Raw genomic sequence first — 24,978 nt, forward strand, 5'->3', positions numbered from 1 at the left:
AGCCCAGTTACACTGGGCTTTTTTGTGGTTAAAACAAGATGTTTTAGGTCGCAGGTTGGCGAGAACTAGCCGATCCGCGGGCCATTCTTGATGGCGACCGAACGGGCCAGAATCCCTAACGTTGTCCCGTTATGCAATAAAGCACTCATGGTTGGATTAAGCCAGCCAAGTGCAGCAGCGAGCATAATGCCACTGTTGACGTATTCAGCGACTTTTATGTTGCTGTTGATCATCTTCATTGCGATTTGAGACAGCTGATAGGTTTCAGCAACACCGTATAACCTATCTTGCAGTAACACGACATCGGCAGCTTGTCTGGCAAGTTCTGTGCCTTTGCACATGGCTACACCAACGTTAGCTTTGGTTAATGCTGGTGCATCATTTACGCCATCACCCACAAACATCACTTTATGGCCTTGCTGCTGCAATGACTCAATGATGGTTGATTTGGTTTCTGGTGTCGCCTCTGCAAACACTCTATCGAGTTTGAGATCTTCTCCAAGCATGTTGGCTTTGTAGACACTATCGCCAGAGATCATCATCAATTGGCTAATGCCCAACTGTTTTAGATCTTCTAGGGTTTGATAGACATCTTCACGTAGGTGATCTCTAAGGCCAATCATGCCCATTAGTTCGCCTTGATGAGAGATAAAAATCAGATGACGCCCTTTGGCTTCATATTGACGAATTTGCTCTTCATAGGCACTAAAGTCGACAGATTCGTGTGACTCTAGGAAGTGACGACTACCCATAACAAGGCAATGGTCATTGACGGTGCTTTTGAGCCCATGAGCAATGACGTATTCCACTTCACCATGATCAATGTGTGGCAGTTGATGATGCTTAGCAGCATTCACTACCGCTTGTGAAAGCGGATGGTTGCTGTGCTCTTCAACTGAGGCTGCGATGGCCAATAAATCTCGAGCGCAGTGTTCACCTTGGCAATTGAATGGCACCACGTCGGTGACCTCCATATCGCCATGGGTTAAGGTGCCGGTTTTATCGAATACACACACATCGACTTCGGCTAGCTTTTCAATGGCGCTACCGCCTTTGAGTAAGATGCCTTGCTGAGCGGCGCGGTACATAATGGACTTGAACGTCACTGGAGTACTGAGTTTTAGCGCACAGGAGTAATCGACCAAAAAGACAGATGCGACACGATTAATATCTTGAGTCAGTGCAAATACTGCTGCACCGATCCCTAAGGTAATTTTTACGCGGCGATTCGCCATGTCTTGGGTGACTTGCTGGATCTCGCTTTTTTCGCTCAGAGAGTCGTAAATCAGTTGGGCAATTTTAGCGGTAGTCGCTTCACTACCGACCTTATCAACTCTGACCTTAATCGTGCCTTCATGCACGCTAGAACCTGAATACACAACGGCATCGAGTTCTCGTCGAATAGGAACACTTTCACCCGTCAACGCTGACTGATTAATTAGCGCAGCGCCATCAATGACAACGCCATCAATCGGAACAGGGTCACCTGGAACTAATTCGATAATGTCGTTCACCGCAAGCTCAATTGAGCTTACCTGCAAGCGAGTGCCATCAGGCATGATCTGCCAAACAATAGACTCTTGTGGGATCATCAAATCAGCGAGCAACTTGTCACTTTTACGACAGGTTTCTTGCTCCATGAATTCGCCAAGACTAATGAGCGTTTGGGTCATCATCGCAGTGCGATAATCTCCGCGATAGGCTGATAAACCTACGGCGATAGCGTCAAGCACTTCAACCGATACACGTTTTTGTTTCAGCTCTGAAATGCCTTCAGCAAGGGTCGGTGCTATCAGAGTGGCAGTGGTCAAAGCACCCCATTTATTAGGCAGCAAAGCCGCTGATAAAGTACCAATGACATTCATGGCGATATCGCCACGGGTAAATTGATGCTCAGACTCTTCAAGCTCAGCTTCGCTAAGATCAATCTGGGTTAGCCTAGCCTCGATAGTGTGAGGCTCAAGCAAGTTGTCATCGTAATCAATCACAATCGAGTGAGCGGTTTCATTGACCCGCACAGCACTGACGCCTTGGATCACCATGAGGCTTTTTTTGATCCACTCGCCAGTATCTTCAAGCTCGGTTGCTCGATTGAGCTTGAAGCGTATACGACCCGGAATATGGTGCTTAATTCGCAACGGGATCATTATTCACCTTTATGCAAATTACGGTAATAATCTAACTCAGCTTGTGTGTCTTCGAGGCGCTCTTTGAGCTCTTCTACTTCACCACGTACTGTAGACCAGGCTTTTTCGCCGGTTGATGCCACACTTTGTTGCACCTTTTTATTGCTGATCAAATACGCCACGGCAGCGCCTGCGGCTAATCCCATCATAAAGTGGGTTTTGGTGTTTTGTGCTTTATATGGTGCAGCGTTTTCAGTCGGAGCAGACTGTGCCTGTTGAGCCTGACCTGCTGGGCCATAACCGTAACCATAGCCATAAGGAGGATAATTATTCATGGTGATTTTTTCCTGAAAATTGATCGACGAGGTAAAGTCCCGCTGCGCCTGCAGCCAAAATCGTCATTAATGACAAGACTGGACGGCCAGCCATTTTACCAGCAGCATAAGTGGTGAGCCCACTGATTGCCGCCGCTTGAATAGCTGATTTAGTCGCCTTAGACACCATCATTTCTGCTTCTATCTCACCTTGTTTGTAAGATTTCCACTGGGTGGCGACCGAGGCGCCACCGCCTACCATGGCACCGACAAGCAAAGCACGGCTGGCAGGGCTTAGTTGGCTGTATGTATTACTCATGCTGGTTTCATTTCATCTGATGATTGCGTTGCTAGCACTGGTGCTTCTTCAGTTGGAGCTGGCTCTGCTTCAGCAGTCGCTTCTTCAGCTGGTGCTTGATAATGACGCTCTACCGATGCTTGAAAACCTTCTTTACCCGCACTGTAGGTGTCTTTAAAGATTTCACTGCTGTTAGTCACGTTTTCTTTAACGCTACTCGCTGTTTGGCTTGCGGTTTCTTTTACTTTACCGCCACCCGTTTTGAGCATGTCACCTGCGCCAGATACTACGTCCATTAACTTGCCACGGACTTTATCATTGCTAAGTAATAATGCGGCTGCAGCGCCAATCATTGCGCCTTTCCAAAATTCTTTATCGTTCATACCTAAGCTTCCTAATATGTCTTTAAACATGCCTGCGTCTTCACCTAATGCTTGTTCGAGCATGGCTTGCGCCTGTTCCATAAATGGATCGTTTTGCTCTGCATTTGCGTCAGGTTCTGACTGAGGTGGCATGTTAGGGTGAGGATAATATGCGGGGTGCATCATGTGCGGTTGTGACCACATTGGATGATGTTGCGCATAGGGTGAGTGATAGTGTGGATGCCCGTGTGGGCCATTAAATCCTGGGTGCATATGCGGATGGTTATGCTGCATGCCTTGATGCATGCCCGGATGCATCAAGGCATGCATATGAGCATGAGGGTGTTGCATGTGAGGGTAGGCTGCATTAGGCGGCATACCGTAACCATAACCTGGAGGCATATGTGATTGGTAAGGATTCATTTCTGGTGGTACTTGAGCCTGCTGTGGCTGAGCTTGCGGATTTTGCTCTTGTTGAGGGACGCTTTGATTGTCGCCTTGTTGAGCATACTGTGGGGCATAACCCTCGGATGTGTATTTATGGCTCATGTTCTAATTCCTTCGGCATTTAAGTACTGAGCAAGGGCGAAATAAGCGTGTTCTGCCTGCTCATCTGTTCCTGCGAAAAGATCATCAACCAGCTCAGGTTTGACGAGATTGGCGTTGTATTCAATGACGATGCTACCAGTCGATTTATTGATCTTATAACTGACAAAAGCGGGTACTTGAGCAATCACATCGTCAACATTTTGCAAATTAAACTGCATCAGGTGTGACATGATCCCAAGCTTGTATTTGAGACGAATTCGGCCGGGAATATGATGAGCTATCATGACCCAGCGTCTCATTTTGATAACTTTGTTTAGATATTTGTCCATTCGAGCATTATACGAACCGAAAATCTTGAGTTATTTGTTTAAGATCACGTTTGAGTGAATTTTTATGGCAGAGATCGTTAATCATCCGTTTAAATTTGAAGTAGAGCGACAAAATGGGTTGGCTGATTTTATTAAGTTAATGATATTTAATGCTTTAATCAATTTATGCTGAAACAAACTTGGCTTTGTAAGTTTTGTAAAGATTGTGCAGAAAAGGGATATGTTATTGAAGTAAGCAGAACAGGGATAAAGAAATAATGTTTGAAGGTCAAAAATGTGATCGAGTGCTTTACGTACAATTGCTGTCAGTGATAATATTAGTGTAATGATAATGATTATCAATTATAGAGGTGTGCGATGAGTGTTTATGTTCATAAAACAAAGCAAAGATTAAGAGTGAGATCTGAATATATTCGCCATAATAAAGATCAAGTTGTTGAGCTTATTGAGCAGCTAAATGAAATTGATGCTATCAAACATATTAAACACCAATGCCATGCAGGTTCAGTCGCAATTACCTTTGATGATAATGAGCTTGATTGTGAAAGCTTGTTAGAAATTCTAGAAAGTCATGATTGGCTAGTTGAAAGCGGTAAGTCATCATTCGTTGAGAGTGCTGTTATTGCGGGTACTAAAACGCTAGTAAAAGGAATGGCAGGTATTGCATTATCTCGCCTCGTTGGGCCATCAATCAGCCGCGTTATTCTAAGCGTTTAATGGGTTATTAATTCAGATTAAATTTTTTCATCGCACATTTACAATTCCCCCCAGCGAGTGCTGGACAGCGTTTACAAGGTGGCGTTTTTAGCGGCAGTTGCGCAATCGAACGTGGCTGAATTTGGACGGCGTTTGTCGCTGTAGGTTTTGCTGTAGAGATAGGCATTTTTACGCGGCTAACAGGCGCAATATGAGATGGCTGACCACTGTCATTAAACCATGATAAAACTGGATTGAGTGGCTGAATAAGTTCCGATACAACATTACCAACAACTTGTCCTGACAACTGATTAAGCTCTTGCTTTAGTTGCGGATTAAGCAAGGTGACTTTACTGGTGTTTGCCGTTAACGCATTCAATTGCTTTAATGACTTATTGGTCAATTTTTTTGACTTCTTCTTTAGCTTTTTTAGCGCGCTTTTTGAACTCACTGTAATGCCTACTACGTCATGGACTTGATGATAAAATAGCAAAATTTACAACGTAAATAAATATTATTCTCATTTAGTTGTGGTTTTTTATACTTGCTAAGGTAATTCATCCCAGAACAATTTATAAATTGACTCCCTAAGTTGGACTAATTAGGTCATTATTAGTCACATATCGAATTAAATTAACGGTAATTTCATGTCTTTAACCAAACAATTGGCGCTATTTGTTGATGTCGTTCAGCAAGGCTCGTTTACCAAGGCTGCAACTTTGCATGACATGGACAATTCGTTGCTGTCTAAACAGATTAAAAAATTAGAAACGGAACTTGGTGTGCAGTTATTGAATCGTTCAACACGTTCGTTTTCATTAACCTCAGCTGGAGAAGAGATTTTAGCTCAAGCGTTACAGCTGACTGATACCTTATCCCAAGTTCAAAATATTGCAGATTCATACCAGTCAAAGCCTAAGGGGATTATTCGCATTACGTCTGGGGTGTATTTTGGCCAATTATATTTGCAGCCAGTGATCACCCGTTTTATGAAGCAATACCCTGAGGTAAAAGTCACCCTAAATTTAGATGATAAACGCACTGATATCATCTCTGATCATTTTGATGTGGCATTTCGAGTTGGCAAACTCACTGAGTCGAATCTAATTGCACGGAAAATTGCTAAAACTCACTTTGCCATTGTGGCGTCAGAATGTTTTATTCAAGAACATGGCATGCCTATGACACCAGAAGAGCTAATTCAACTGCCCGCAGTGGTCTACGGCAATGGTAACGTGAATTTAGATCAGATGTGCTTAACTGAAACACCCCATGGCGATTTGTATAAAATGTATAAAATGCGTGGTAATTATAAAGTCAGTGATGTGCGAACGTTAATCGATGCAGTTAAGTCTGGACTCGGTTACAGCTTGATTGATTTGTTTAATTTAGAAGAGCCTATCGCGCAATCTAAGTTAGTACCATTACTGACTAACTATGGTTTATCAACGGTGGATACAGGCATATATGCGGTATACCCACATCGAAAACAGACTTTATTAGTCAGTGAGTTCATTAAGGCGGTGCAAGAATATATCGGTACACCGCCATTTTGGCTCGAACATATCCCCAACTACAAACAGCTATATCAGTAATCCTTGTGTCTGAATAATTAAAAAGCCCTGAATCATCAGGGCTTTTTATTGGTTAGGTTTGTCCTGTCATAAAAGCTTACTCAGACTCAGCTGCTTTAGTTTCAGGATAAAGCGTGTTCCACCATTGTGGCTCGTCTTTCAAATGTAAGTCGAACCATGCCAAGGTTGCATCCCACCAATCAAAGCGAGCTTGGCGACCATTTATATGATGGTCTTGGCCGTTAAACTCAATGAGTTCAACTGGTTTATCTAGCATCTTTAATGCGGTGTACATGTAGTGGCTTTCACCTACAGGTACATTGGTATCAGCATTACCGTGCAGCAATAACATTGGGGTGTTAATCTTATCGGCGTTATAAAGCGGGCTGTGTTCAACATACAAATCACGGTTATTCCATGGGAAACTGCCTTTACTCGCAATTCCTGAGTAGCCGTAACCCCACCAACCATGACCCCAGTAAGCAGATAAATTACTGATCCCAGCATGTGCCATTGAAGCGGCAAAAATATCGGTTTTAGTGGCTAAATACATGGTCATAAAGCCGCCGTAAGAGGCGCCCATGTTACCAACACGTTTAGGGTCGACAAAGTTATGTGCCTTCAAGAAGGCTTGTGTACCTTCGATAATGTCATCAGCGCTGTAGTCGCCCCAAGCGTTAACGTGACGACCACTGAATGCTTGGCCATAACCTGTTGCACCATTGGGTTGTAGTACATACACGACATAACCTTTGGCAGCCCATAGGTTAAATGGCCAACGACCAGTAAAGTTACGGGTTACTGGCGATGTACCGCCATAGTAATAAACAAGTGCTGGGTATTGTTTATTGGCGTCAAAATCAACAGGCAGATAGACACGGCCATCAATGTTGTGGCCATGTTTGTTGGTAAAATCGAAGTCTTGAATATCACCTAAGCGTGTATCAGCATAACTGGCTGCTTGGCTATCAAATAGCATTGACTTTTTACCCGATTTCATCAAGTAAGCTTTTTGTGGCACGGTGGCAGAGGTGCCAGCATAAGCAATAACAGGTTTTGATAAGTCGCTGGCTACGCTGAAGCGATTAACCATATCCATGCCTGCATTAATTTTATTAAAGCGCTTTTTGCTAATATCGAACAAATATAATTGGCCACGGTCGCCTTCGCCAACGCGCAATACTAAGTCGTCATTACTCAGTTTTGCTGCGCCGCCAATAGCAGGATCAAAGTCTTTGCTGAGAGCGGTGACTTCACCTTTGTTACTACGCCAGTAAAGCTGGCCATCATAGTTATTGACAACCACGCTAGTGTCTTGAATCCCTAGACCGTTCATAAAATCAGGCCCGGCCATGATGTACATTCCATCATCAGTATAAGTGGCTGAATTGAAAGTACGGTATTCACCAATGAGCTTTTCAGATAGGTCTTTTACATTGAGCTCAACCAGTTGAGTTAAGCTATGAGCAGGCTCTTTATAATCAACAGGTGAACGAGTCAGCAGGAGTGTTTCTTTGTCGGCATGACTGTCGAGCAAGTAGCTGCTGAGTTTGTCATTGGTTAACTGGCGAATGAAGCCTGATTTAACATCTAATTGATAAATTTGGCTGTTGTTACGCCAGTAACTCCATCTATCTTGCAGGGCTTGGAAGCGTTTATTTGTGGCTTTCTCATCAGCTTTATAGGGCTTCTCCCAGCTAAATAGTAAGTTATCTCCGTACCATTGAAGGCCCGAGACGTTTTCCATGTCATTAGCGAGGATATTAAGGTTAATGCCATCTACAGTGAGCAGTTGTATTTGATTGTCGGCAACAAAAGCCAATTGTTTGCTGTTATTTGTCCAAGCGGCGCTTGCTGGAGCACTGTGCTGCCAACGATAAAGCACATCTTTACTTGAGGTACTGATTAACTCGGTGACACTGACAGGCTTATTGTCATTATTGGCCGGATAATGGCTTTTGCTTTGGAGTAAATATTTGCCATTTGGCGATAGGTTCAGACTCGTGACGACTTCAGAGTCAAACAACTGCTCAGGAGACACTCGATGGGTTTTAGTTGCTGTAAAACTCGGATTATCAACATCTGATTTACCTTGCCAGTCAATACTGAACTCAGATTCATCATCACTGCCATCGGCTAAAATCATGAATTGGTAATCGCCACTTTGCAGTGCGATTTCAGCTTTAGCAGATGCTTCAAGTAGCACACCATTAAGGTATATCTGCGGCTCATTAAGGCCTGAAACCGTTAATGTACCTTGGGTAAATCGCTCTGCACTAAGCTGGACTTTATAGCCAACCCAACCGGCTGCTGTTTTAGTATCAACAGCTTGCCATTGGTAGCTTTTACCAAAGATATCGATATCACTATTAGCTGATAAGCTTGATGCAAGGTTGGCTCTTAGAGCATCACTGTGACTGCCAGCCGATAAAGATTGTGAAGTGGGAATGGCGACAGGGCCAAATTGTTGAATATGACTATGGTCGATTTCTGCGCTGTGGCTGAATCCTGAAAACGCCAAAGCGATACTGGCACAAACCAGTGAAAGTGCTTTCATGGGGCATCCTTGTTGTTATTAATTCTTTGCTTGAATTTAAACCCAAAATTAGCGCTACAGTGTGTCAAAAATTGTGCGCTTATGCACCATGTTTTAATTCGTTAAAGTTAGTTGGCTTGTAAAAGAATATGTCACAATTTTTTAGATCTCATGGCTAGTCTAATAGTGGAATACGATAAATATCAGCATCATTGATACCCTGCATACTGACAATTAAGTGACCGTCAGTGCTACTGGCAAGGCTGCGTTCATTGCGAATACTCATTGCTGGTAAGGTAAACGCTGTACTGATTTGGCCATTGGCATCACGTTTTTGAATGAGGTCATTCTCATCGCTTCGCTCAAGGTAATACAAGGCATTTTGTTGATAGAAAAAACTGCCCCAATCTTTGGCTCTCAGTGAGTCATTCACTTTGGTGTGAGTGCTTTGGGTTTCATCATTAGCGGCTTGAATAACTGACCCATCGCTGATGGCCCAATAATAAATTCCAGGCTCATTATCTAACGTGTAGTAAATACCATTTTTATCGTCTTCGATGGCAAATTTTATATTTTTATCAAGGAGTAGGCTGACTTTTTTTGTGGCAAGGTCGAAGTGATAAAATCCCCAATGTTCGTTAACAAATGCCGAGTAATAAATAGCGCTACCATCATTAGAAAAAGATGCGTAGCGCACATTGCCTTTCACTTGTTCAATCTTTGCTAAGGTTTGGTTTTGAGTATCACCTAAGTACAGTTCATTGTAGTCAATCCCATGGGTGCGAATAGGCGCAGCATACAGAGAACTGGTTGGAGAAGGGGAAGGGATTGAAATCATACCGATATCATTGGTTAGCATCATATTTTCATTTTGACGCTTAAGCCATAATTCCCAGTTCCCAGAGCGATTAGATAGAAAGATTAATTCGTTGGTTGCGGTAAAGTATTGCCCATATAAATCGCGAGATGAAGAGATAAGCTGTTTGATGATTTGCCCATCTTTTAACGAGCGATGTGTGATGTGTTCTTGTGAAATATGCCTTGCATAATACAGGCTCTGGTTGGCTTCATTGATTGTAATGCTGCTGATGGTCTCATCTTGGTGAAAAGCGCTTAATGTTTGAGTGTCGAAATCGTATCGTTGTATGACAAAGTCTGCTTCCCTTAGCGCAGTAAAATACAATTGATTTTGTGTATGTTCCCAGTCCATTCCAATGATAAGGGTTTCATCTGAAATGAGGTTGGTTGTGGTGTTGCTATCGAGTGAATACAGCATGATCTTTGCTTGCATGTTATCTTGGCTTCGCATGACAGCAAGCTGAGTTGAGTCTGCTGACCAGCTCATCATTAGGTCATGCTCACCAGCTAATGGGGTGGTTAACTGAGCCGCTTCCTGAGTATCGAATTGATAGCTAAAAATAGCTGATGCATCTGTGGTCGCTTTGACATACGCAAGAGCTTTACCGTTTGGCGACCATTCAAGACTGTGTAAATACCCCTTACTAACGCAGGCATTATCCAGCTGCTTATCTTGGTTTGTGATGAGATCACGAACATGCACAAAACACTGATTATCGACTGTGGTTCTTAGGTAGGCCAATGATTGTCCGTCAGGCGACCAGCTTGGCGTTGCTTCGGTATCGTGACTCATTGAAATTTGTCTTAGTGGGGCATCTTCGTCTTGTAAATTCTTAATGTATAACTGACCTTTTGTCCCACTTTTACGCCATTGAAACGCCATAAACCGTCCATCAGGTGAAATGGATGGTCGCTCTTCTACACCTTCAAAATGTGTGATTCGCTCTGGTTTAACCTGAGCATTAATCGGAGGCTGGGTTAACTTGGTTGCTGTTTGGCTGACAAAAAATGCAATACATGCAATTAACGCCAAAGAAAACCCTATAAATATGGGCTTTTTATTATCAGATTTTTGCTGTTGATGAGTGACCACCTTAGTAATGGGGACCGGATCAATTAATAGCTGGTAACCCACTTTTGTGACGGTTTTGAAGTAATCTTCAGGCTGTTGTCCAAGCTCAGAAAATGATTTTCGTAACTGCCAAATGGCATTCCCTGTTCCACGCTTTCCTACTTCAATATTACCTTGCCATACTTTTTCAATTGCTTGTTCTTTAGTGACTGTCTGTTGAGGATGAAGCAGCAATAATTTCAAAAATTCGAATACTTTTGCAGGTAAGGCAACCGTATTGTTTTCTGAGGTGATGGTCATGTCGTAACAGTTGATAATGCATTGACCAATCTGGTAGCGCTGATAAGGAAGGGAAATCATATTAACAGCATAAACTCCTGAGCGTGTTTCTATTCGTTATTATGTTCAGAGTAATATTTGGTTATGGTGCCTAAAAATATTATTTAACGGTGCTGGTATATTTTATTAATGCGTTTTAGGCATGACCAAATAGCTTTGAGTAACATAACTGATTTATTATTTTTTGAAATACGCCATGAATTTTGGGATCTTGGATAAGGTTTACTGATAGGAGTGTTTTTATAACAATTACAGCGCCTTAAGTTATATTGCTCAAATGTTAAATTAATGTTTCAATTTGTATCTCGGGAAATAAAAAAGCGCCCTAAGGCGCTTTTTATTCATTTTAGATGATATCTAAGGTTAGTGTTGTCTGCGGCGTAACCCGAGTAAAGCGAGCAAGCTTAAGCTTAACCAGCCAAAGCTACCACCATCGTCACTTTTAGGTTCTGGCGCCGCTTCAGCCACAGGTGCATTAATGGTCATGGTAAAGCTAGTTTCGGTTTTATTGACCATGTCATCAGCTGTTACTACCACCTCATAAGTCCCAGCAGCTGCAGTACCAGTAATCATACCTGTTTTACTGTCGATACTGATGCCTTCAGGTAGACCCGTCGCGCTAAATGTCAGTGCATCACCTTCAGCGTCGCTGAAATACATTGAGGCATCAATTTCAGCCGCTTGTTGAGCATCCATGGTGACAGCTGGCATTTCAGCGATAATTGCTGGTGCAATATCATTAACGTTATTAATGTTAATCGTCACTGTCGATACCGCAGTGTATGCGTTACCTTGATAGCCAATGACTTCTAAGTCATAGCTCATGTGGCCTGCATCATAATCGATAGCATCAGGGTTGTTGACGGTGATTTCTCCGTTGTTTGCAACCGAGAAAGGATCGCCAGGAATTGCTTTGGCTAATGCCAGTGTGTATGGAGACCATTCTGCTTCATATTGACCATTAGCAAAGAAGGTTTCTGCATCCAGTTCAACATGGGCAACCACTTCTCCCATTTCAGCATCTTCATTAATGCTGTGACTTTGGCCGTCTTTGGGATGTGGAATAAAGGCATAATCACCTTGGCCCATAGGCGTCGCCATTGCCCAGTTATTTTCCAGGCTCATGATTAACATCCCGTAATTTTGACAGCCACCGCCACCAAACCCGAAAGAGAAGTTACACTCACTTGCCATCGAAAGTTCGGCTGTTTCGCCAGCGGCTAGAGTGACCATCGGGCTGTAATGTTTGGCTTCACCTTCTTCCACTAAGCGAGAGATTAATGGTAGTCCACCATCTTTACTTTGTGTTTCGACCATTTCGCCGGTAAACCAGTCGAAATACTCAGTTGTGGTTGTCTTACCATATTTGACCGGATTAAACAGAATAATGGGTTCACCAAGGTTTGCTAAAGCGTCGCGGTCGGTGCCAAAAAGCCAGCCTTGGTTTTGGTCAAAGTCCTCTAAGCTCGCCATGTTTTCGCCATGATATAAGTCATCGAGACAGTATTGTGCGACAAAGTTTTGGCCATGACCTGTAACATACGTGGGTAAGCTAGATTTTGTGTAGCGGCCATAATGATCGGTCCAGTCGTACTCTTTGTTAAAATCAATGTAGTAGGAATGTGGCTGACCATTTTCATCAACTTCAATAAAACCACTCATGACCATTTGAGTCGCTTCATCCCATGCATAAGGATCGCCATTAACTGCTTTATCGAGTTCGTTGTCGATAACAAACTGCTCTTGGTAAGTACTCCAATAGACAAGTGCAGCACCCGCTTTATCAAAATGGTTCGCCATCCCGACATCATTCGGTTCAAAGAAGCGGCCAGCAACAACCATTTTTTTACCTGACGAACACATCGCTTCATCATAAATACCACCAGCAACCGTGTTGAGCATGTTACCTTTGGTATGCTCTTTGCCGACATTGATGTTGGGTTGGTGTTTCATGGCAGGAAACACGGCAAACGTTGTTTCTGTTTCACTGTCATTGGTAAATTGCTGTGCATATGCACCAGCTGTTTCGCTAAATTTTTGAGTAAACTCAGTACCGTATATTTCTTCATACGTATCAAAGTGACGGGTGATAGAAGTTTTCGCACGTGGTTTGGCAAGCCAATTCACACTCAGTGTTGGTCGTTCTTCAGCCATTAATTGCAGCTGGCCTGAAAGCTCGATTTTTTGCCAATTTTCAATAGTTAAATCACTGCCCATTTTCATCGGCCAATTAGCCAGCTTGGTGTAATCAACAACCATAGTGACTGGGAAAACGACCGTTTGTCCTGCAGGGACACTGATATTGGCTGGGTGCTCCCAAGTCAGCGCCATGTCGCCATCTTTGCCCATGCTTGTTAGGGCAACATCGTATGTGACGGTTTCTTCTGAAAGGTTTTTAAGCTGCACTTGTTTGGTATAACGCTGCGTGCCAGTGCCTTCTGAAAAGCCAAAACTGAGGTTAGGCTGATATGAGCCTTTTTCCCACACAACCGCTGCAGAAGCTAATGCGTCTTCAAGGTTTTCAGCGCCGCTACCAATAAGCGTTAATTCACCTTGCTTGTTGTTTAGATCCATGACTTTGTTGTTGGCTGTATTCATAAGCAATGCTTTGATTTCAGTCATAGACAATGAAGGGCGTTTTGATTTTAATACCGCAGCGGCGGCAGCCATGCGGCCAGCTGCCATGACAGTGTCAGATTGGGTGTCCATTTCATCGCCACCACCCACAACGGCAACTTCGATATCTTCAGCGTAGCTGACCATATCAGGTTTACTGAATGTTGATGCACCACGAACTGGGCCATATGGGGTCTTTTCTGTGACCATCATATTGCCTTCTTCGTCAGCAACCATGCCACCAACTGTTAATGCACTCGGCGCGGCGCCGCGCCATGTCATATTAAAACTATTGTCGTACCATTCTCCGCCATTACCAGCGTTAACTACCACTAAGCTACCTAATGCCGAAGCCATTTCAATTGCATAAGCTTCAATCACTGCACCTGATACGCCATCATCATGCTCAGCATAAAATGCATTACCACCTAATGCATCGACGACAATGATGTCTGCTCGATCGTCAAAACTACCATCTTGATTTGGGTCAAGAGCGTATTCTAGAGCCAACATAAATGTGCTTGAAGTTTCTGATGACAAGCTATAGCCGTAGCCATATGGATCAGACACATTTGAGGTTTTATACGCTGCAATTTTGGCTGCAGGCGCTAAAGCGTGAACAACGCTGGCAAGTCGAGTACCGTGACCTGTATTGTGTGTCGCGCCGTCGTAATCACGGGTAAAATACACATTTTGGTCGATTGGGTTTGGATCTAATCCCCAGCCTGCATCACTGGCTAAGTCCATCCCTTCAACAACCACATCTGTTGGAAAACCATCAAATGCATTAACGGCATTCTCCATTGCTGTTGCATAGGATTCATCGCTGCCATCGCCGCCAAGTCCTGTATGGGTATAATCAACACCACTACCAATGATGGCAACTTTAACGCCTTCACCCGCTGTCATGTCGTCAGAAAATGCTGGCGCAGAAGCTGGAGTGATAGAGTTAATCGAAGGACTTGTTGCTGTACGAAGTGCATTTGTTGGCACGCTAATAGGTGCTGCAGCCACAACCACGGCTTGTACACCATCAAGTTGTTTAATTTTTTCAATATAGCTGCTGTCGGCTTGTACTCGAATAAAGTTACCTACGAGTTTAGAACCAGGAAGCGTCTTGATATTGCCATCAAGTGCCATGATGTTATTAATCACTTGCTGCTGGCTTGCTTCTATTTGTTGTAGGCGCTGGGCAAATTTACTTTTGTTGTTGATAGTTGCTTTAGTTAACGACCCTTTATCAGATAAGTAAACATATAAGGTCGCATTTTCGGTTTGTTGAGCTGAGGCTGAGTAAGGTGACAACACATCAGACTGACTGGCAACGACGCTAGCTGCTGGCATCATTGAGGCGATTGCAATGCACGTCGCTAGTTTTGACTTGGTAAATGACATAGGGTTTCCCTTCAAATTATTGTTTTATATTTTTGCTTAACTTCATTTCTTTTTATTTCAAATAGAGTTGCCGCACTCTTAGGCTCATTGAGTCAGAAGTCCTCTGCTCAATACTCGTACATAGGTTTTCATTGAAACCACCACAAAGCTCAAGCAAATGGGCATTGATTTTGTTTCTTTTATCTTTCAATAATTTTTCATTTACTTAATAAACAATAAGATAGCATCTGTTTTATATTGTTTAATTTGGTGAGTACACCATAAAACTGTCATGAAGCCCTGTTATGGAGTTAAAAGAGAATATATCGCTAAAATTGGATACATTTAGATACAGTTTGTTTTTGTAAGTTTATGATTAAAAAGGAATTGAAATAAAAGTGAAGCTTAAATGAAATGGAATAGTCGCTGTATATTTGCCTCAGATTATTATCTTCGAGTATCAAGGTTACAGACATCGTTATTGCTGCGAAATGTTGTCGTTAACAGCATGATTTATTGCCAAGCAATGGCTAACGAAAACAGATAAAGACGCGATAGATAATAATTAGAACGAGGAAGATATTGTGACATCGATATATAAGAAAAGCTTAATTGCAGCAGCGCTAACGCTGGCATTTAGCCCAAGCTTGCAAGCGAAAGTGGTTGATACCCGAGGTATTGATACCGATAGTGGTCAGCGAGGATACCAACCAACGACCAAGAATCCACGTCAAATTGATAACCTTTATATAGTGTTATTAGATGACCAGCCCCTAGCGACTTATCACGGTGATAAAGGGGATCTTAAGGCCACAAGCATTTTAGCTAACCCATCAAATTCCCGAGCTAAAACAGGCGTGCTGAATGTTAACAGTGCAGTGAGTCAGCAATATATTCAATACCTTAATACCCAGCGTAGTAAAACATTGTCTCTGGCGAAATCAACATTGAACCGCCAATTGACTGTGCATGACGATTATCAAATTGCCTTAAACGGTTTCAGTACTGAGTTATCAGAAAAAGAAGCGCAAATGCTGGCTTCTGTTGCGGGTGTAAAAAGCGTTCAAAAAGTCGAACTACGTCATTTGAATACTGACTCTGGGCCAAAGCATATCCAAGCGCCAAGTGCTTGGGATGGCTCAGCAACAGGCGTTTCTAGTATGGGTGAAGGCGTCATCGTCGCAATCATGGATACTGGGATTAACCATACAAGTGCTTCTTTTGCTGATATTGGTGGTGATGGTTATGACCACACAAACCCACTCGGAGAAGGTACCTACTTAGGTCATTGTAGTGATTCTGATTTAGCGCATTATTGTAATGACAAATTGATTGGTATTTGGGCGCATGAAGCTCTTTTAGACGACTATACCCCAGAAGGGGACGACCGAATTGGTATTGACCATAATGGTCATGGCTCTCATGTGGCTTCAACCACAGCAGGTAACATCGTTAAAGATGTGACGGTTTATAACGCCGTTGGCGAAGAAGCTGAATTTAGCTTTGGTCAAATTAGTGGTGTTGCCCCTCATGCCAATATTGTGTCTTATCAAGTGTGCGCCGCCGATGCAGGATGTTGGCCTGATGTCACTGCATTAGCGGTTGAGCACGCAATTGAACATGGCGTTCAAGTTATCAACTATTCAGTCGGTGGTGGAGCAAGTGACCCATGGAATGACACAGATGCATTAGCATTTCTTGCTGCGCGAGAAGCGGGTATCCATGTTGCGGTCGCAGCAGGTAATGACGGCCCAGGCGCTGAGACCGTTGGTTCACCGGGTAATGCGCCTTGGCTTACCACCGTCGCCGCTTATACACATGATCGTAGCTTCACAGACAAGGAAGTCACCTTTACAGGCGGAGATTACGATCTTGAGCCATTAACAGGTAAAGGCGCAACAAGCGGTATCTCTGGCGAAATCATTAGTGCTGCAGATTTAGGCATGGCAGGCTGTCTTGAGCCTTTTGACGCTGACACAGTAACCGGAAAAATTGTTGTATGCGAGCGAGGAGATATAGCAAGGGTAGCTAAGGGGACTAATGTTCGTGCTGGTGGCGCTGCTGGTTTAGTCTTGATTAACTTAGAGGGTGGCGCTGAGACAGTCGATGCTGATTTACACGTCTTACCCGCAGTACATTTAGATGCTGATCAAGGTGCACTACTGACGGATTGGCTATCGTCTGGTTCTGATCATACTGTGAGTTTTAATGCGTCAGTACTTGAAAGCGATCCTGCTAAAGCAGATATTGCGGCGGAATTTACCTCACGAGGCCCTGAGTCAATAATGAACCGGTGGCTTACGCCGCATATTTCTGCTCCTGGCGTTGAAATTTACGGGGCGAATACAGAGTACCAACCGTGGCGAGATACTGGAGATAAAACAGAATCTCCGACGACCTTTATGAGCGGTACTTCTATGGCGAGTCCGCATATTGCAGGTGTGTATACCTTAATTGCTGCTTTAAAACCGGAGTGGACACCGGCTCAAGCTCAATCTGCTTTAATGCTCAGTGCTGAAACAAACACATGGATGGAAGACGGTGTGACGCCATCCAGTTTATTTACAGGTGGAGCTGGCAGCGCACGTGTCGCAGATGCGTTAAACGCTGGCTTGGTGATGGATGTATCGCATGAAGACTATACGTTAGCAGATCCTAGTTTAGACGGCACACCCGAGTCATTGAACCTACCTTCAGCATTAATGAATAACTGTATGATGGCGTGTTCGTGGACAAGAACATTCACAGCAACAGCATCGTCAACATGGACTGTGGGCGAGTTATCTCAAACCCCTGGTTTGTCTATCTCTGCAACCCCTTCAAGTTTTACCCTTGCAGCTGGCGAAAGTATTAGCTTAGATATCACTGCAACCATTGGTGAAGGCTATGCGTCAGAATATGGCATGGGTTATTTAGTATTAACGCCAGAAAATACTGCGCTAACTCCCACCAAGATGCCGGTAGTGGGGAGCTTTGTTGCTGGTAGTATGCCTGAAATAGCGCAGTTAACCACAGGGCAGAATAAAGGCAGTGCTGCGATTTCTGGCATTAAGACCGTCGGCTCAAGTGATATTCAGGTTGGGGTCTTTGAGTTAGCTGAAGTTGAAGTGATTGAAACAACCATACCTCGAGACGACAGCGATACATCGAACTGGCCAACGAATGTGTATAACGATAGCAGTAAGTATTATTCGCAATTAGTGAACATTACGCCGAACACTAAGCGTCTTATTGCACGTGTTAAACATACCAGTTCACCGGATTTAGACTTATATATTGGCCGTGATAGTAACTATAACGGTAAGCCTGATAATGCACGGGAAATGGATCCTTTAACGTGTATGAGCGCAACAGAAACGGCTTATGAGTCATGTGAAATCAATGACCCAGATCCAGGTTCTTACTATGTCACAGTGCACAACTATGGTGATACGTCTGCGCCGTCAGATGTCGAAGATGATGTGGTGATTGAACTCGCTGTCATTGGCAAAGATGATGAAAGTGTCACTGTTGACTTTAAATCTGCTGTGGCAGCCGATGAGGATATTGGGTTAGTCCTTAACTGGGATAAAACACTTAAATCTGACACGCTTTATACGACTGTACTTGAAATTGGTACCGGTGTAGATGCTGCAGATAACGTGGGATTAATGCCAATTGAGTTATACCGAAAAGCAACCTATGCCCAAAGTCAGCTGGATGTCGAATCAGCAGATACTGGCGATATGATCACATTATCTATTGCGCTTGCAGACAATGACACTGATGAGGAACGCACCTTATCAATCATTGCGCAGTTGCCAGTCGGTTTGGTTATCGAAAGCGACAGTCATCAAGGGAATGTTGATGGTGAAATGGTTTCTTGGGAAGTGGTGCAAGCGGCCAATGAAGCTGGACAAGAGATTGTCGTGGAACTTGATACACAAGCATTGGTGATGAGCCAAGACTTGGTATTCAGTGTCTCGCATACTCTTAATGAAGTGAGTCATACTGAAATGCTAGCGCCTGTAATGTTAAGTGGTGTACCTGTTGCCAAAATTAATGGTGAACAATCCATTTCGCTGACAGCTGATGAAGGCACGACAGTGAGCTTATCAGCAAGTGATAGTACCGCGCCTAATAGTGATGATGAGTTAACTTATGCTTGGAACCAAGTGTCAGGCCCTGTGGTGACCTTCGCAGATGCAATGGCCATGAATACCGATGTAACGCTGCCATCGGTTGATGCTGATGCCAGTGCCGTGATTGAGCTAACGGTCAGTAATGGTGTTAAAACAGCGGTAGCTGCCACAGCAACCATTGCTGTGACTGCTGAAGTGATAGCACCAGAGCCTGAACCTAAGTCTGATTCAAGCGGTGGTGCAATGGGGTTATGGTTATTTGTGCTGGGCTTGTTAGGCCTTAGACGCAGAAGTTAATCTCAGCGCAACTTTAATCTAAATTCTAAACTTTATATTTAAGCCGCTTCAATGGTGAAGCGGCTTTTTATTTGTGTACGCTTTAATGTGATTTTATCTATAAGGACTGTCAGATTAAGTCTAAATTAATTGAGCTTAATCATCTTTTTTAGCTGGTTTTTATCATATTGTATGTCTTATTGGTTTTAACGTGTTCTGAATAAATAAGAAAAATAATATGAAGCTAAAACATAAGTTTAATCTCATTATTGTGCCAGCGGTTGTGTGTGGTTTTATGTTATTGGCAACACTGACTATTTACTTTAGTTTGGCCACCATGAAACAAACAGCTGAAAATACAGTAAGTGGTAATAGTGCATTGCTGCAAAAGAACATTGATAGTTGGTATCAGCATAACCAAGGTATTATTAGCGCACTCATTCGCAGCCCATATATACGTGAAACGTTACAAGCTAATAATGCTCACATAGACAATCGCATCTCGACAGGCAATAACGTCTCGCAGGTTGCTGAGCAACTCTCTAAGCACTTTGCGGCCTTAGCTTCTGAATTTCAATTTAGAAACCTCGCTTTACTCAATAAACAAGGTGTCGCCATTGCAGCAAGTAATCAGCAGCGCATTGGCCAAAGCTATCAGCAGCTTCCTTATGTTAACGCTGCATTTAACCAAGTAGATATTGTTATCTCTAACCCGAGAAAAAGCCGAGTAGACGGTAAGTTATTGGTCACTTTTGCGAAACGGGTTCAAGGTGAAGGGGTGTTATTTGCCAGTATCCCACTGGATAATTTTTACCATGACTTTGTTGATATTAGCCAACATGATGAGCATAGCTATGCGTTTATTTTATCAGCGCAATGTGAGCTTATTGCTCACCCATTTATAGACAGTCAGCGAGCGTTTGCGTCACACCAAGCATTGTGCAAACAACAAGGTGGCATCGTTGATTTTGAAGAGAATGGGGTCGCGTATCTTGGCTCAATCAGGCAACAAGCCAGTACGGGGTGGATCATTGTCAGTGCTACCGATAAAAAAGTTATGGCCGCAAGCCAGTCTCAATTAATACTGCTGAGCAGCATTGTGGCCTTAGTTTCATCATTATTGATCACAGGGCTTATTTTAGGGTTAGTGAATGCAATAACCAAAGGGTTAGGGACAATGGTCACCGCAGTCGATGATTTATCGGTAGGAGATAGCAATCTGACCCACCTTGATGCCAAAAAGTGGCAAGCACTATTACAACGCACTGATGAGCTAGGCCATATGAGCCAGTCAATGAAGCAATTAATTGAGATGCAAAAGCGCCAAGTTGCAGCGGCTGAAATTATCGCATCTGGTGACTTAACTTGTCAGCCGTCGGTAGCCGGTGAGCGAGATCTGTTAGGGCATGCGTTGGTTGAAATGGTGCATAACCTCACCTTGTTGACGGTATCGGTAAAGCAAAATACCCAGCAAATTATCAGTGAGACAGAAGATCTGAATCACCACAGCAACAGTCTGGCACAAAGTGCCACTGAGCAGCTAACGTCAGTAGGCTCGATCAGTGCAGCGTTGCAAGAAATAGACAGCCAGATCCATTTAACAGCTAACGCAACAGAAGAAATGAACCAAAAAGGTCAATCCGCTTATTTAGCTGCTAAAGCAGGTAATGATCGAATGCAAGCCTTGAGGGTCGCTTTACAAGATATTCATGTTTCAGGTGAACAAATTGCCACTATCATGCGAGAAATTACCCAGATTGCTGAACAAACTAACTTAATTGCACTTAATGCAGCCATTGAAGCGGCACGGGCAGGAGAGTTTGGTCGAGGGTTTTCTGTGGTGGCAGATGAAGTAAGAAACTTAGCAAGTCGCAGCGCTGAAGCGGCTGATAAAACCGTGAAGTTAGTGCAAGTGTCGTTAACTAAAATGGATGAAGGTAATCTCGTTGCAGAGCAAACTGGCCTCGCATTCAACGATATTGTGGCTCACATGAGTTATTCAGCAGAGCAGCAAGATTTTATCGCTCAGGCAAGTAAGGAGCAGGCGTTAGCAACGTCGGAATTAACAGAAGGCTTGGCGCAAATAGATGAAGTTGGCCAACAAGTGGGTATGATTGCTAATGAAGTCTCTGAACAGTCTCAAGGACTGTCGCACTTAAGTACCAATTTAAAAGCTGCGAGTGATAAATTTACTATAATAGAAACTCACTAATGGAGTTATCGATATAACTCAGGTGATGTGGTTGTGGCTGGCTACAATCTACCTCTATGAAAGTGCTCGTTAAATTGGCATAGGTACAGGTAAAGCAACAATCATATCCCGGTGTATATCGGTCGCGGCAAAAGGACTTATTGCCATGAAAGTGTTTCTTAATGTTTTCTTATTTCAGTTTCTTTGTATGTTCATTTGGCTAATACCTGTCGCTGGTGCGATGGCAAAACCCTATTCTTTTGTAGGCATCCAAGGGCTAGCAGAGCAAGAAGTCGGTGCCAGATTATTTGATGGATTTTGCAAAAAGTACCAATTAAATTGTGAAATTGAAATGTTGCCAGCAAGCCGAGCTGAGCTTAATGTGTGCGAAGCTAAAAGTGCCGGTGAAATCATGCGCATATGGGAATATGGCATTGATAATCCCGATCTCATTCGTGTTCCCACTCCTTATTACCACTTAAAAACGGCATTACTGGTTCGCAGTGATAATCGCCTCAATATTTACTCGCTAAAAGATATCGTCGATGTCAATGTGGGAGTGATCCGTGGTGTTAAACATACCGAACAAATTGACGTAAACCCAGATAAGCTATTAAAAGTGGCGTCTACTGAACAACTCATGCAGCTTTTAGTTAAAGGTCGTATTGATGTGGCGGTGACCAGTCGTTTAGATGGTGCAAGTACATTGAATAAGATGAATATCGACAATGTGATGATATTGCCTGTAGAGCTACAAACTTACCCCTTATATGTGTATCTGAACAGCGAATATGCCCATTTGGCTCCTATATTGGATAGCGCCATTAACGACAGCATTAACGCTGGATTAATGGAGCAATGGCAGGTAGTCGCTGAACAATCCGTGATATCAAAAATTCATTAGCTTTTTCACTCATTCATTGGTTATGCTGACGTTATACCGTTAAAAACGTGAACTAACTGAACATATTACGGGGTGATAGCTTATGTTGAATAAAATGATAATTGCGTTGGTATCGTTAATGTTATTGGGATGCAGTGCGTCAGAGGCAAGCAAACAAAAAGCTGCACTTTATCAATTTGATGAGCTGACTGAAGTCACCAGTATTGATAACTTTAGGATGGACGGTTGGCGAACTATGGACAATCGCACAGTGTTTGTTGATAGTCGACCAAAACAAACTTACCTCATTGTGTTAAGTGGGGTAAATACGAATTTAACGTTTGCAAAGGCCTTGGTTATTACATCTCGCATGGGTAAGGTGACAGTTGGGTTTGATACCGTATCAACTGGCGACGCTCCGCAATTTAAAAGTCAAATTAAGAAAATTTATCAAATCGATAGCAAGGAACAAGAACAGCAAATTCGTGACAAGATTGCTGGATTTGAAAACATCAAATAAGCCTTTCAGCTGTTAATGTTCAACAAGGGAACTGGTTTACTCAAGTTGAGTCGCTGAGGTTAAATAGTGAAGATCTTATTAAAAACGGTTTTTTACTTGAAAACGCCATTCCCAGTCATCGACTTTTTCCCCACTGGTAAAAGGCACGGCTAAATCAATATGACCTACGCTACCATAGCTTGATTTTGAGGAGAAAACTCGCGCACCAATGCCGACACTGCCTATAGGGGAGCTGACCTCGTTGTTTTCATCAGGTCCGCCAAAGGCTTGGCCTATATCAACAAAGGTTGCCCAACCTAATTCAGCTAATTGGTAAAGGTTGATGTTGGGATAATACCTAACTTCACCTGTGAGTAACCATTGATTATCACCATATTGGTAATCATTGGGATACCCCCGAACTCCAGTGTCATCACCTAAAGCAAAAGGTTTATCAAGGTAATTGTTTTTCGAGGTTGCCAGCCGAGTTTTAGCGTAGGCAGTCCATTTAGGATGAATTTTATAAAAGTACTCAGCTTGAGCGCTAACATTATAAAAGTCTTTTTGGCTGGTATTGATGCTAGCTTGGCCACTGAAATTGAGTAACAGTAAGTCTTTTTCTAGTTGATAACCTCGGCTAGAGCTAACATTAAAATGGTAGCCGATATTATTCCCCTCACTAACATCATTGGTTTCAAAACCAACTCGAGCATAATGGCGCCAGCCTAAATTAAAATCCTCATTATTGTTGATCAAGTGAATATTGGTAAAAACCTGATAGTCATCTTGCAGGTATTCATAACCTATCCAAGGGTAAATAAAATCTCTATTTTGAGGTAAAGGACCATCGGGGAACGTGTCACTGGCTGCAAATTGATGTTTATCCTGGGTAATACCGAGTGTTACTCTTGAAAGATCTGCGTCTGTTTTATTTAATAACCAACCAAAAGACAAGGCGGCATAATCAACGTTATGCTCGAATTCATTAACGTCTTCACCATTTTGTCTCAAAGTATCAATACGTTGATCTGTTAAGTACTCTGCAAAATACTGATCCTTTGTGTCCAATGAGTAAAAAGGCTTAGTAAAGTACAAGTGGGTTGCTTGGCCATCACTGTTGTCATAAATATTGGCAGATACAGTGGCATGTTGAATAATTTTGAGTGGGGCGGTAACGCCAAATTTATAACCCGTTCTATCAGCATTAGATTGATACTTAAGGCGAGTTTTAATCCCAAGTCCCATTAAGTTATCTTCTTTAATCCCGACTGAATATTTGGTTTCACCGCCACTTGAACTTAGACTAAATGTGGGGAGTAGCGACCAGTTATCCCAGGTTTCAACCACCACGGTTTGCTCATCGGAGTCCGCATCGGGCGCTTTCTGGGCAACATATATTTTTGCATCACGTAAGTAAGGTTCAGCACGTAATAACCGTTGTGCTTCTGCAAACGTTTTTTGAGTGACTTGTTCACCCTCTTTAAAAGTGAGCTTGTCGAGAATGGTGGGTTCAGTGGTATTAATATGTAGCCAATTCGCCCAATGATGGATAAAAAAGGCATCAGGGTCACTTTCGTCAAAAATAGCATTACTCTGCACGATAATGTTATCAACAGTAATGGTGTTATTTTGATTTGCTGTCTCACGGTCTTTATCGCTTTGATTGGGTACAGTTAGCGGTGCTTGTGAGGCTAATACAAGCACGGGAGACATCATGATGACTAACATAAAGCTCCAAGCGCAATGGGTAAGCTTTATTGATGCGTTCGTTGTTTTTATTATGGTTACCTATACTTATTTTAATGGCCACAAATGAGAAGTCTTGAGTGCTATGTATAATTGAATTAGCTAATTAAGTTATTGACCTAATAGCAATTAATCATTGCACGATCATTTTTAGTACAAAGGTTTAGTGGCTAAGATTAAGTATGGCGGGTATTTGAAATTTCGCAGATTATTTACAAA

16 protein-coding genes are annotated in these 24,978 nt (G+C 42.9%); 6 read left to right on the plus strand and 10 right to left on the minus strand.

The features are described 5' to 3' along the window. Positions 1 to 65: 65 nt before the first annotated feature. From AB4128_RS09385 to AB4128_RS09405, 5 genes are read right to left on the minus strand one after another with little or no spacing between them, the layout of a single operon-like run. Positions 66 to 2,147 (minus strand): heavy metal translocating P-type ATPase, encoded by a 2,082-nt coding sequence (locus tag AB4128_RS09385; protein ID WP_372037529.1) that lies wholly within the window; start codon positions 2,145 to 2,147, stop codon positions 66 to 68. Then, positions 2,147 to 2,461, minus strand: coding sequence for a YtxH domain-containing protein (locus AB4128_RS09390; RefSeq protein WP_055025539.1), 315 nt, complete (start codon positions 2,459 to 2,461; stop codon positions 2,147 to 2,149). The genes AB4128_RS09385 and AB4128_RS09390 overlap by 1 nt, the downstream gene beginning before the upstream one ends. Further along, complete coding sequence (locus tag AB4128_RS09395; protein WP_055025538.1) at positions 2,454 to 2,759, minus strand: magnetosome protein MamC; 306 nt, start codon at positions 2,757 to 2,759, stop codon at positions 2,454 to 2,456. Before AB4128_RS09395 ends, AB4128_RS09390 begins: the two co-directional genes overlap by 8 nt. After that, positions 2,756 to 3,649 carry a hypothetical protein gene (locus AB4128_RS09400; protein ID WP_372037531.1) on the minus strand — a complete coding sequence of 298 codons (894 nt, stop codon included), beginning with the start codon at positions 3,647 to 3,649 and terminating at the stop codon, positions 2,756 to 2,758. The genes AB4128_RS09395 and AB4128_RS09400 overlap by 4 nt, the downstream gene beginning before the upstream one ends. Continuing rightward, the gene (locus tag AB4128_RS09405; RefSeq protein WP_144430204.1) at positions 3,646 to 3,948 is read right to left on the minus strand and encodes an HMA2 domain-containing protein; all 303 of its coding nucleotides are present in this window, start codon (positions 3,946 to 3,948) and stop codon (positions 3,646 to 3,648) included. Before AB4128_RS09405 ends, AB4128_RS09400 begins: the two co-directional genes overlap by 4 nt. A 387-nt stretch (positions 3,949 to 4,335) precedes the next feature. Here AB4128_RS09405 and AB4128_RS09410 point away from each other — a divergent pair, with 387 nt between their 5' ends. Beyond that, complete coding sequence (locus tag AB4128_RS09410) at positions 4,336 to 4,695, plus strand: HMA2 domain-containing protein (RefSeq protein ID WP_065110374.1); 360 nt, start codon at positions 4,336 to 4,338, stop codon at positions 4,693 to 4,695. Positions 4,696 to 4,702: 7 nt separating this feature from the next. Here the strand turns inward: AB4128_RS09410 and AB4128_RS09415 are convergent, their stop codons facing one another. Next, positions 4,703 to 5,125 carry a hypothetical protein gene (locus AB4128_RS09415; RefSeq protein WP_055025535.1) on the minus strand — a complete coding sequence of 141 codons (423 nt, stop codon included), beginning with the start codon at positions 5,123 to 5,125 and terminating at the stop codon, positions 4,703 to 4,705. 196 nt (positions 5,126 to 5,321) lie between these two features. Between AB4128_RS09415 and AB4128_RS09420 the strand changes: the two genes are divergently transcribed. After that, entirely contained in the window at positions 5,322 to 6,269 is a 948-nt protein-coding gene (locus tag AB4128_RS09420) for a LysR family transcriptional regulator (RefSeq protein ID WP_372037532.1), read from the plus strand. Between the two features lie 76 nt (positions 6,270 to 6,345). Here the strand turns inward: AB4128_RS09420 and AB4128_RS09425 are convergent, their stop codons facing one another. From AB4128_RS09425 to AB4128_RS09435, 3 genes are all read right to left on the minus strand, one after another. Next, positions 6,346 to 8,805, minus strand: coding sequence for an alpha/beta hydrolase family protein (locus tag AB4128_RS09425; RefSeq protein ID WP_372037533.1), 2,460 nt, complete (start codon positions 8,803 to 8,805; stop codon positions 6,346 to 6,348). Positions 8,806 to 8,959: 154 nt separating this feature from the next. Next, the gene (locus AB4128_RS09430) at positions 8,960 to 11,074 is read right to left on the minus strand and encodes a winged helix-turn-helix domain-containing protein (RefSeq protein WP_372037534.1); all 2,115 of its coding nucleotides are present in this window, start codon (positions 11,072 to 11,074) and stop codon (positions 8,960 to 8,962) included. A 342-nt stretch (positions 11,075 to 11,416) separates the two neighbouring features. Further along, positions 11,417 to 15,064, minus strand: coding sequence for a S8 family serine peptidase (locus tag AB4128_RS09435; RefSeq protein ID WP_372037535.1), 3,648 nt, complete (start codon positions 15,062 to 15,064; stop codon positions 11,417 to 11,419). A gap of 563 nt (positions 15,065 to 15,627) precedes the next feature. Here AB4128_RS09435 and AB4128_RS09440 point away from each other — a divergent pair. From AB4128_RS09440 to AB4128_RS09455, 4 genes are all read left to right on the plus strand, one after another. Continuing rightward, positions 15,628 to 19,461: a S8 family serine peptidase gene (locus AB4128_RS09440; protein ID WP_372037536.1), complete on the plus strand. Its 3,834-nt coding sequence runs from the start codon at positions 15,628 to 15,630 to the stop codon at positions 19,459 to 19,461. Between the two features lie 217 nt (positions 19,462 to 19,678). Next, positions 19,679 to 21,652, plus strand: coding sequence for a methyl-accepting chemotaxis protein (locus tag AB4128_RS09445; protein WP_372037537.1), 1,974 nt, complete (start codon positions 19,679 to 19,681; stop codon positions 21,650 to 21,652). 145 nt (positions 21,653 to 21,797) lie between these two features. Then, entirely contained in the window at positions 21,798 to 22,535 is a 738-nt protein-coding gene (locus AB4128_RS09450; protein WP_055025528.1) for an ABC transporter substrate-binding protein, read from the plus strand. Positions 22,536 to 22,617: 82 nt separating this feature from the next. Beyond that, positions 22,618 to 23,034 (plus strand): DUF6491 family protein, encoded by a 417-nt coding sequence (locus AB4128_RS09455; RefSeq protein ID WP_065110367.1) that lies wholly within the window; start codon positions 22,618 to 22,620, stop codon positions 23,032 to 23,034. A 78-nt stretch (positions 23,035 to 23,112) separates the two neighbouring features. Here AB4128_RS09455 and AB4128_RS09460 read toward each other — a convergent pair whose 3' ends face one another. Next, on the minus strand, positions 23,113 to 24,741 hold the full coding sequence (locus tag AB4128_RS09460; protein ID WP_080917055.1) for a ShlB/FhaC/HecB family hemolysin secretion/activation protein: 1,629 nt from the start codon (positions 24,739 to 24,741) through the stop codon (positions 23,113 to 23,115). Positions 24,742 to 24,978 lie beyond the last annotated feature (237 nt).

The organism is Shewanella sp. 10N.286.52.A9 (assembly GCF_041468985.1).
Classification (GTDB): domain Bacteria; phylum Pseudomonadota; class Gammaproteobacteria; order Enterobacterales; family Shewanellaceae; genus Shewanella; species Shewanella japonica.

Bases quoted from the DNA above. Each gene is read 5' to 3' on its own strand.
- AB4128_RS09385 (WP_372037529.1), bottom strand. From the start codon at position 2,147: ATGATCCCGTTGCGAATTAAGCACCATATTCCGGGTCGTATACGCTTC.
- AB4128_RS09390 (WP_055025539.1), bottom strand. From the start codon at position 2,461: ATGAATAATTATCCTCCTTATGGCTATGGTTACGGTTATGGCCCAGCA.
- AB4128_RS09395 (WP_055025538.1), bottom strand. From the start codon at position 2,759: ATGAGTAATACATACAGCCAACTAAGCCCTGCCAGCCGTGCTTTGCTT.
- AB4128_RS09400 (WP_372037531.1), bottom strand. From the start codon at position 3,649: ATGAGCCATAAATACACATCCGAGGGTTATGCCCCACAGTATGCTCAA.
- AB4128_RS09405 (WP_144430204.1), bottom strand. From the start codon at position 3,948: ATGAGACGCTGGGTCATGATAGCTCATCATATTCCCGGCCGAATTCGT.
- AB4128_RS09410 (WP_065110374.1), top strand. From the start codon at position 4,336: ATGAGTGTTTATGTTCATAAAACAAAGCAAAGATTAAGAGTGAGATCT.
- AB4128_RS09420 (WP_372037532.1), top strand. From the start codon at position 5,322: ATGTCTTTAACCAAACAATTGGCGCTATTTGTTGATGTCGTTCAGCAA.
- AB4128_RS09425 (WP_372037533.1), bottom strand. From the start codon at position 8,805: ATGAAAGCACTTTCACTGGTTTGTGCCAGTATCGCTTTGGCGTTTTCA.
- AB4128_RS09430 (WP_372037534.1), bottom strand. From the start codon at position 11,074: ATGATTTCCCTTCCTTATCAGCGCTACCAGATTGGTCAATGCATTATC.
- AB4128_RS09435 (WP_372037535.1), bottom strand. From the start codon at position 15,064: ATGTCATTTACCAAGTCAAAACTAGCGACGTGCATTGCAATCGCCTCA.
- AB4128_RS09445 (WP_372037537.1), top strand. From the start codon at position 19,679: ATGAAGCTAAAACATAAGTTTAATCTCATTATTGTGCCAGCGGTTGTG.
- AB4128_RS09450 (WP_055025528.1), top strand. From the start codon at position 21,798: ATGAAAGTGTTTCTTAATGTTTTCTTATTTCAGTTTCTTTGTATGTTC.
- AB4128_RS09455 (WP_065110367.1), top strand. From the start codon at position 22,618: ATGTTGAATAAAATGATAATTGCGTTGGTATCGTTAATGTTATTGGGA.
- AB4128_RS09460 (WP_080917055.1), bottom strand. From the start codon at position 24,741: ATGTTAGTCATCATGATGTCTCCCGTGCTTGTATTAGCCTCACAAGCA.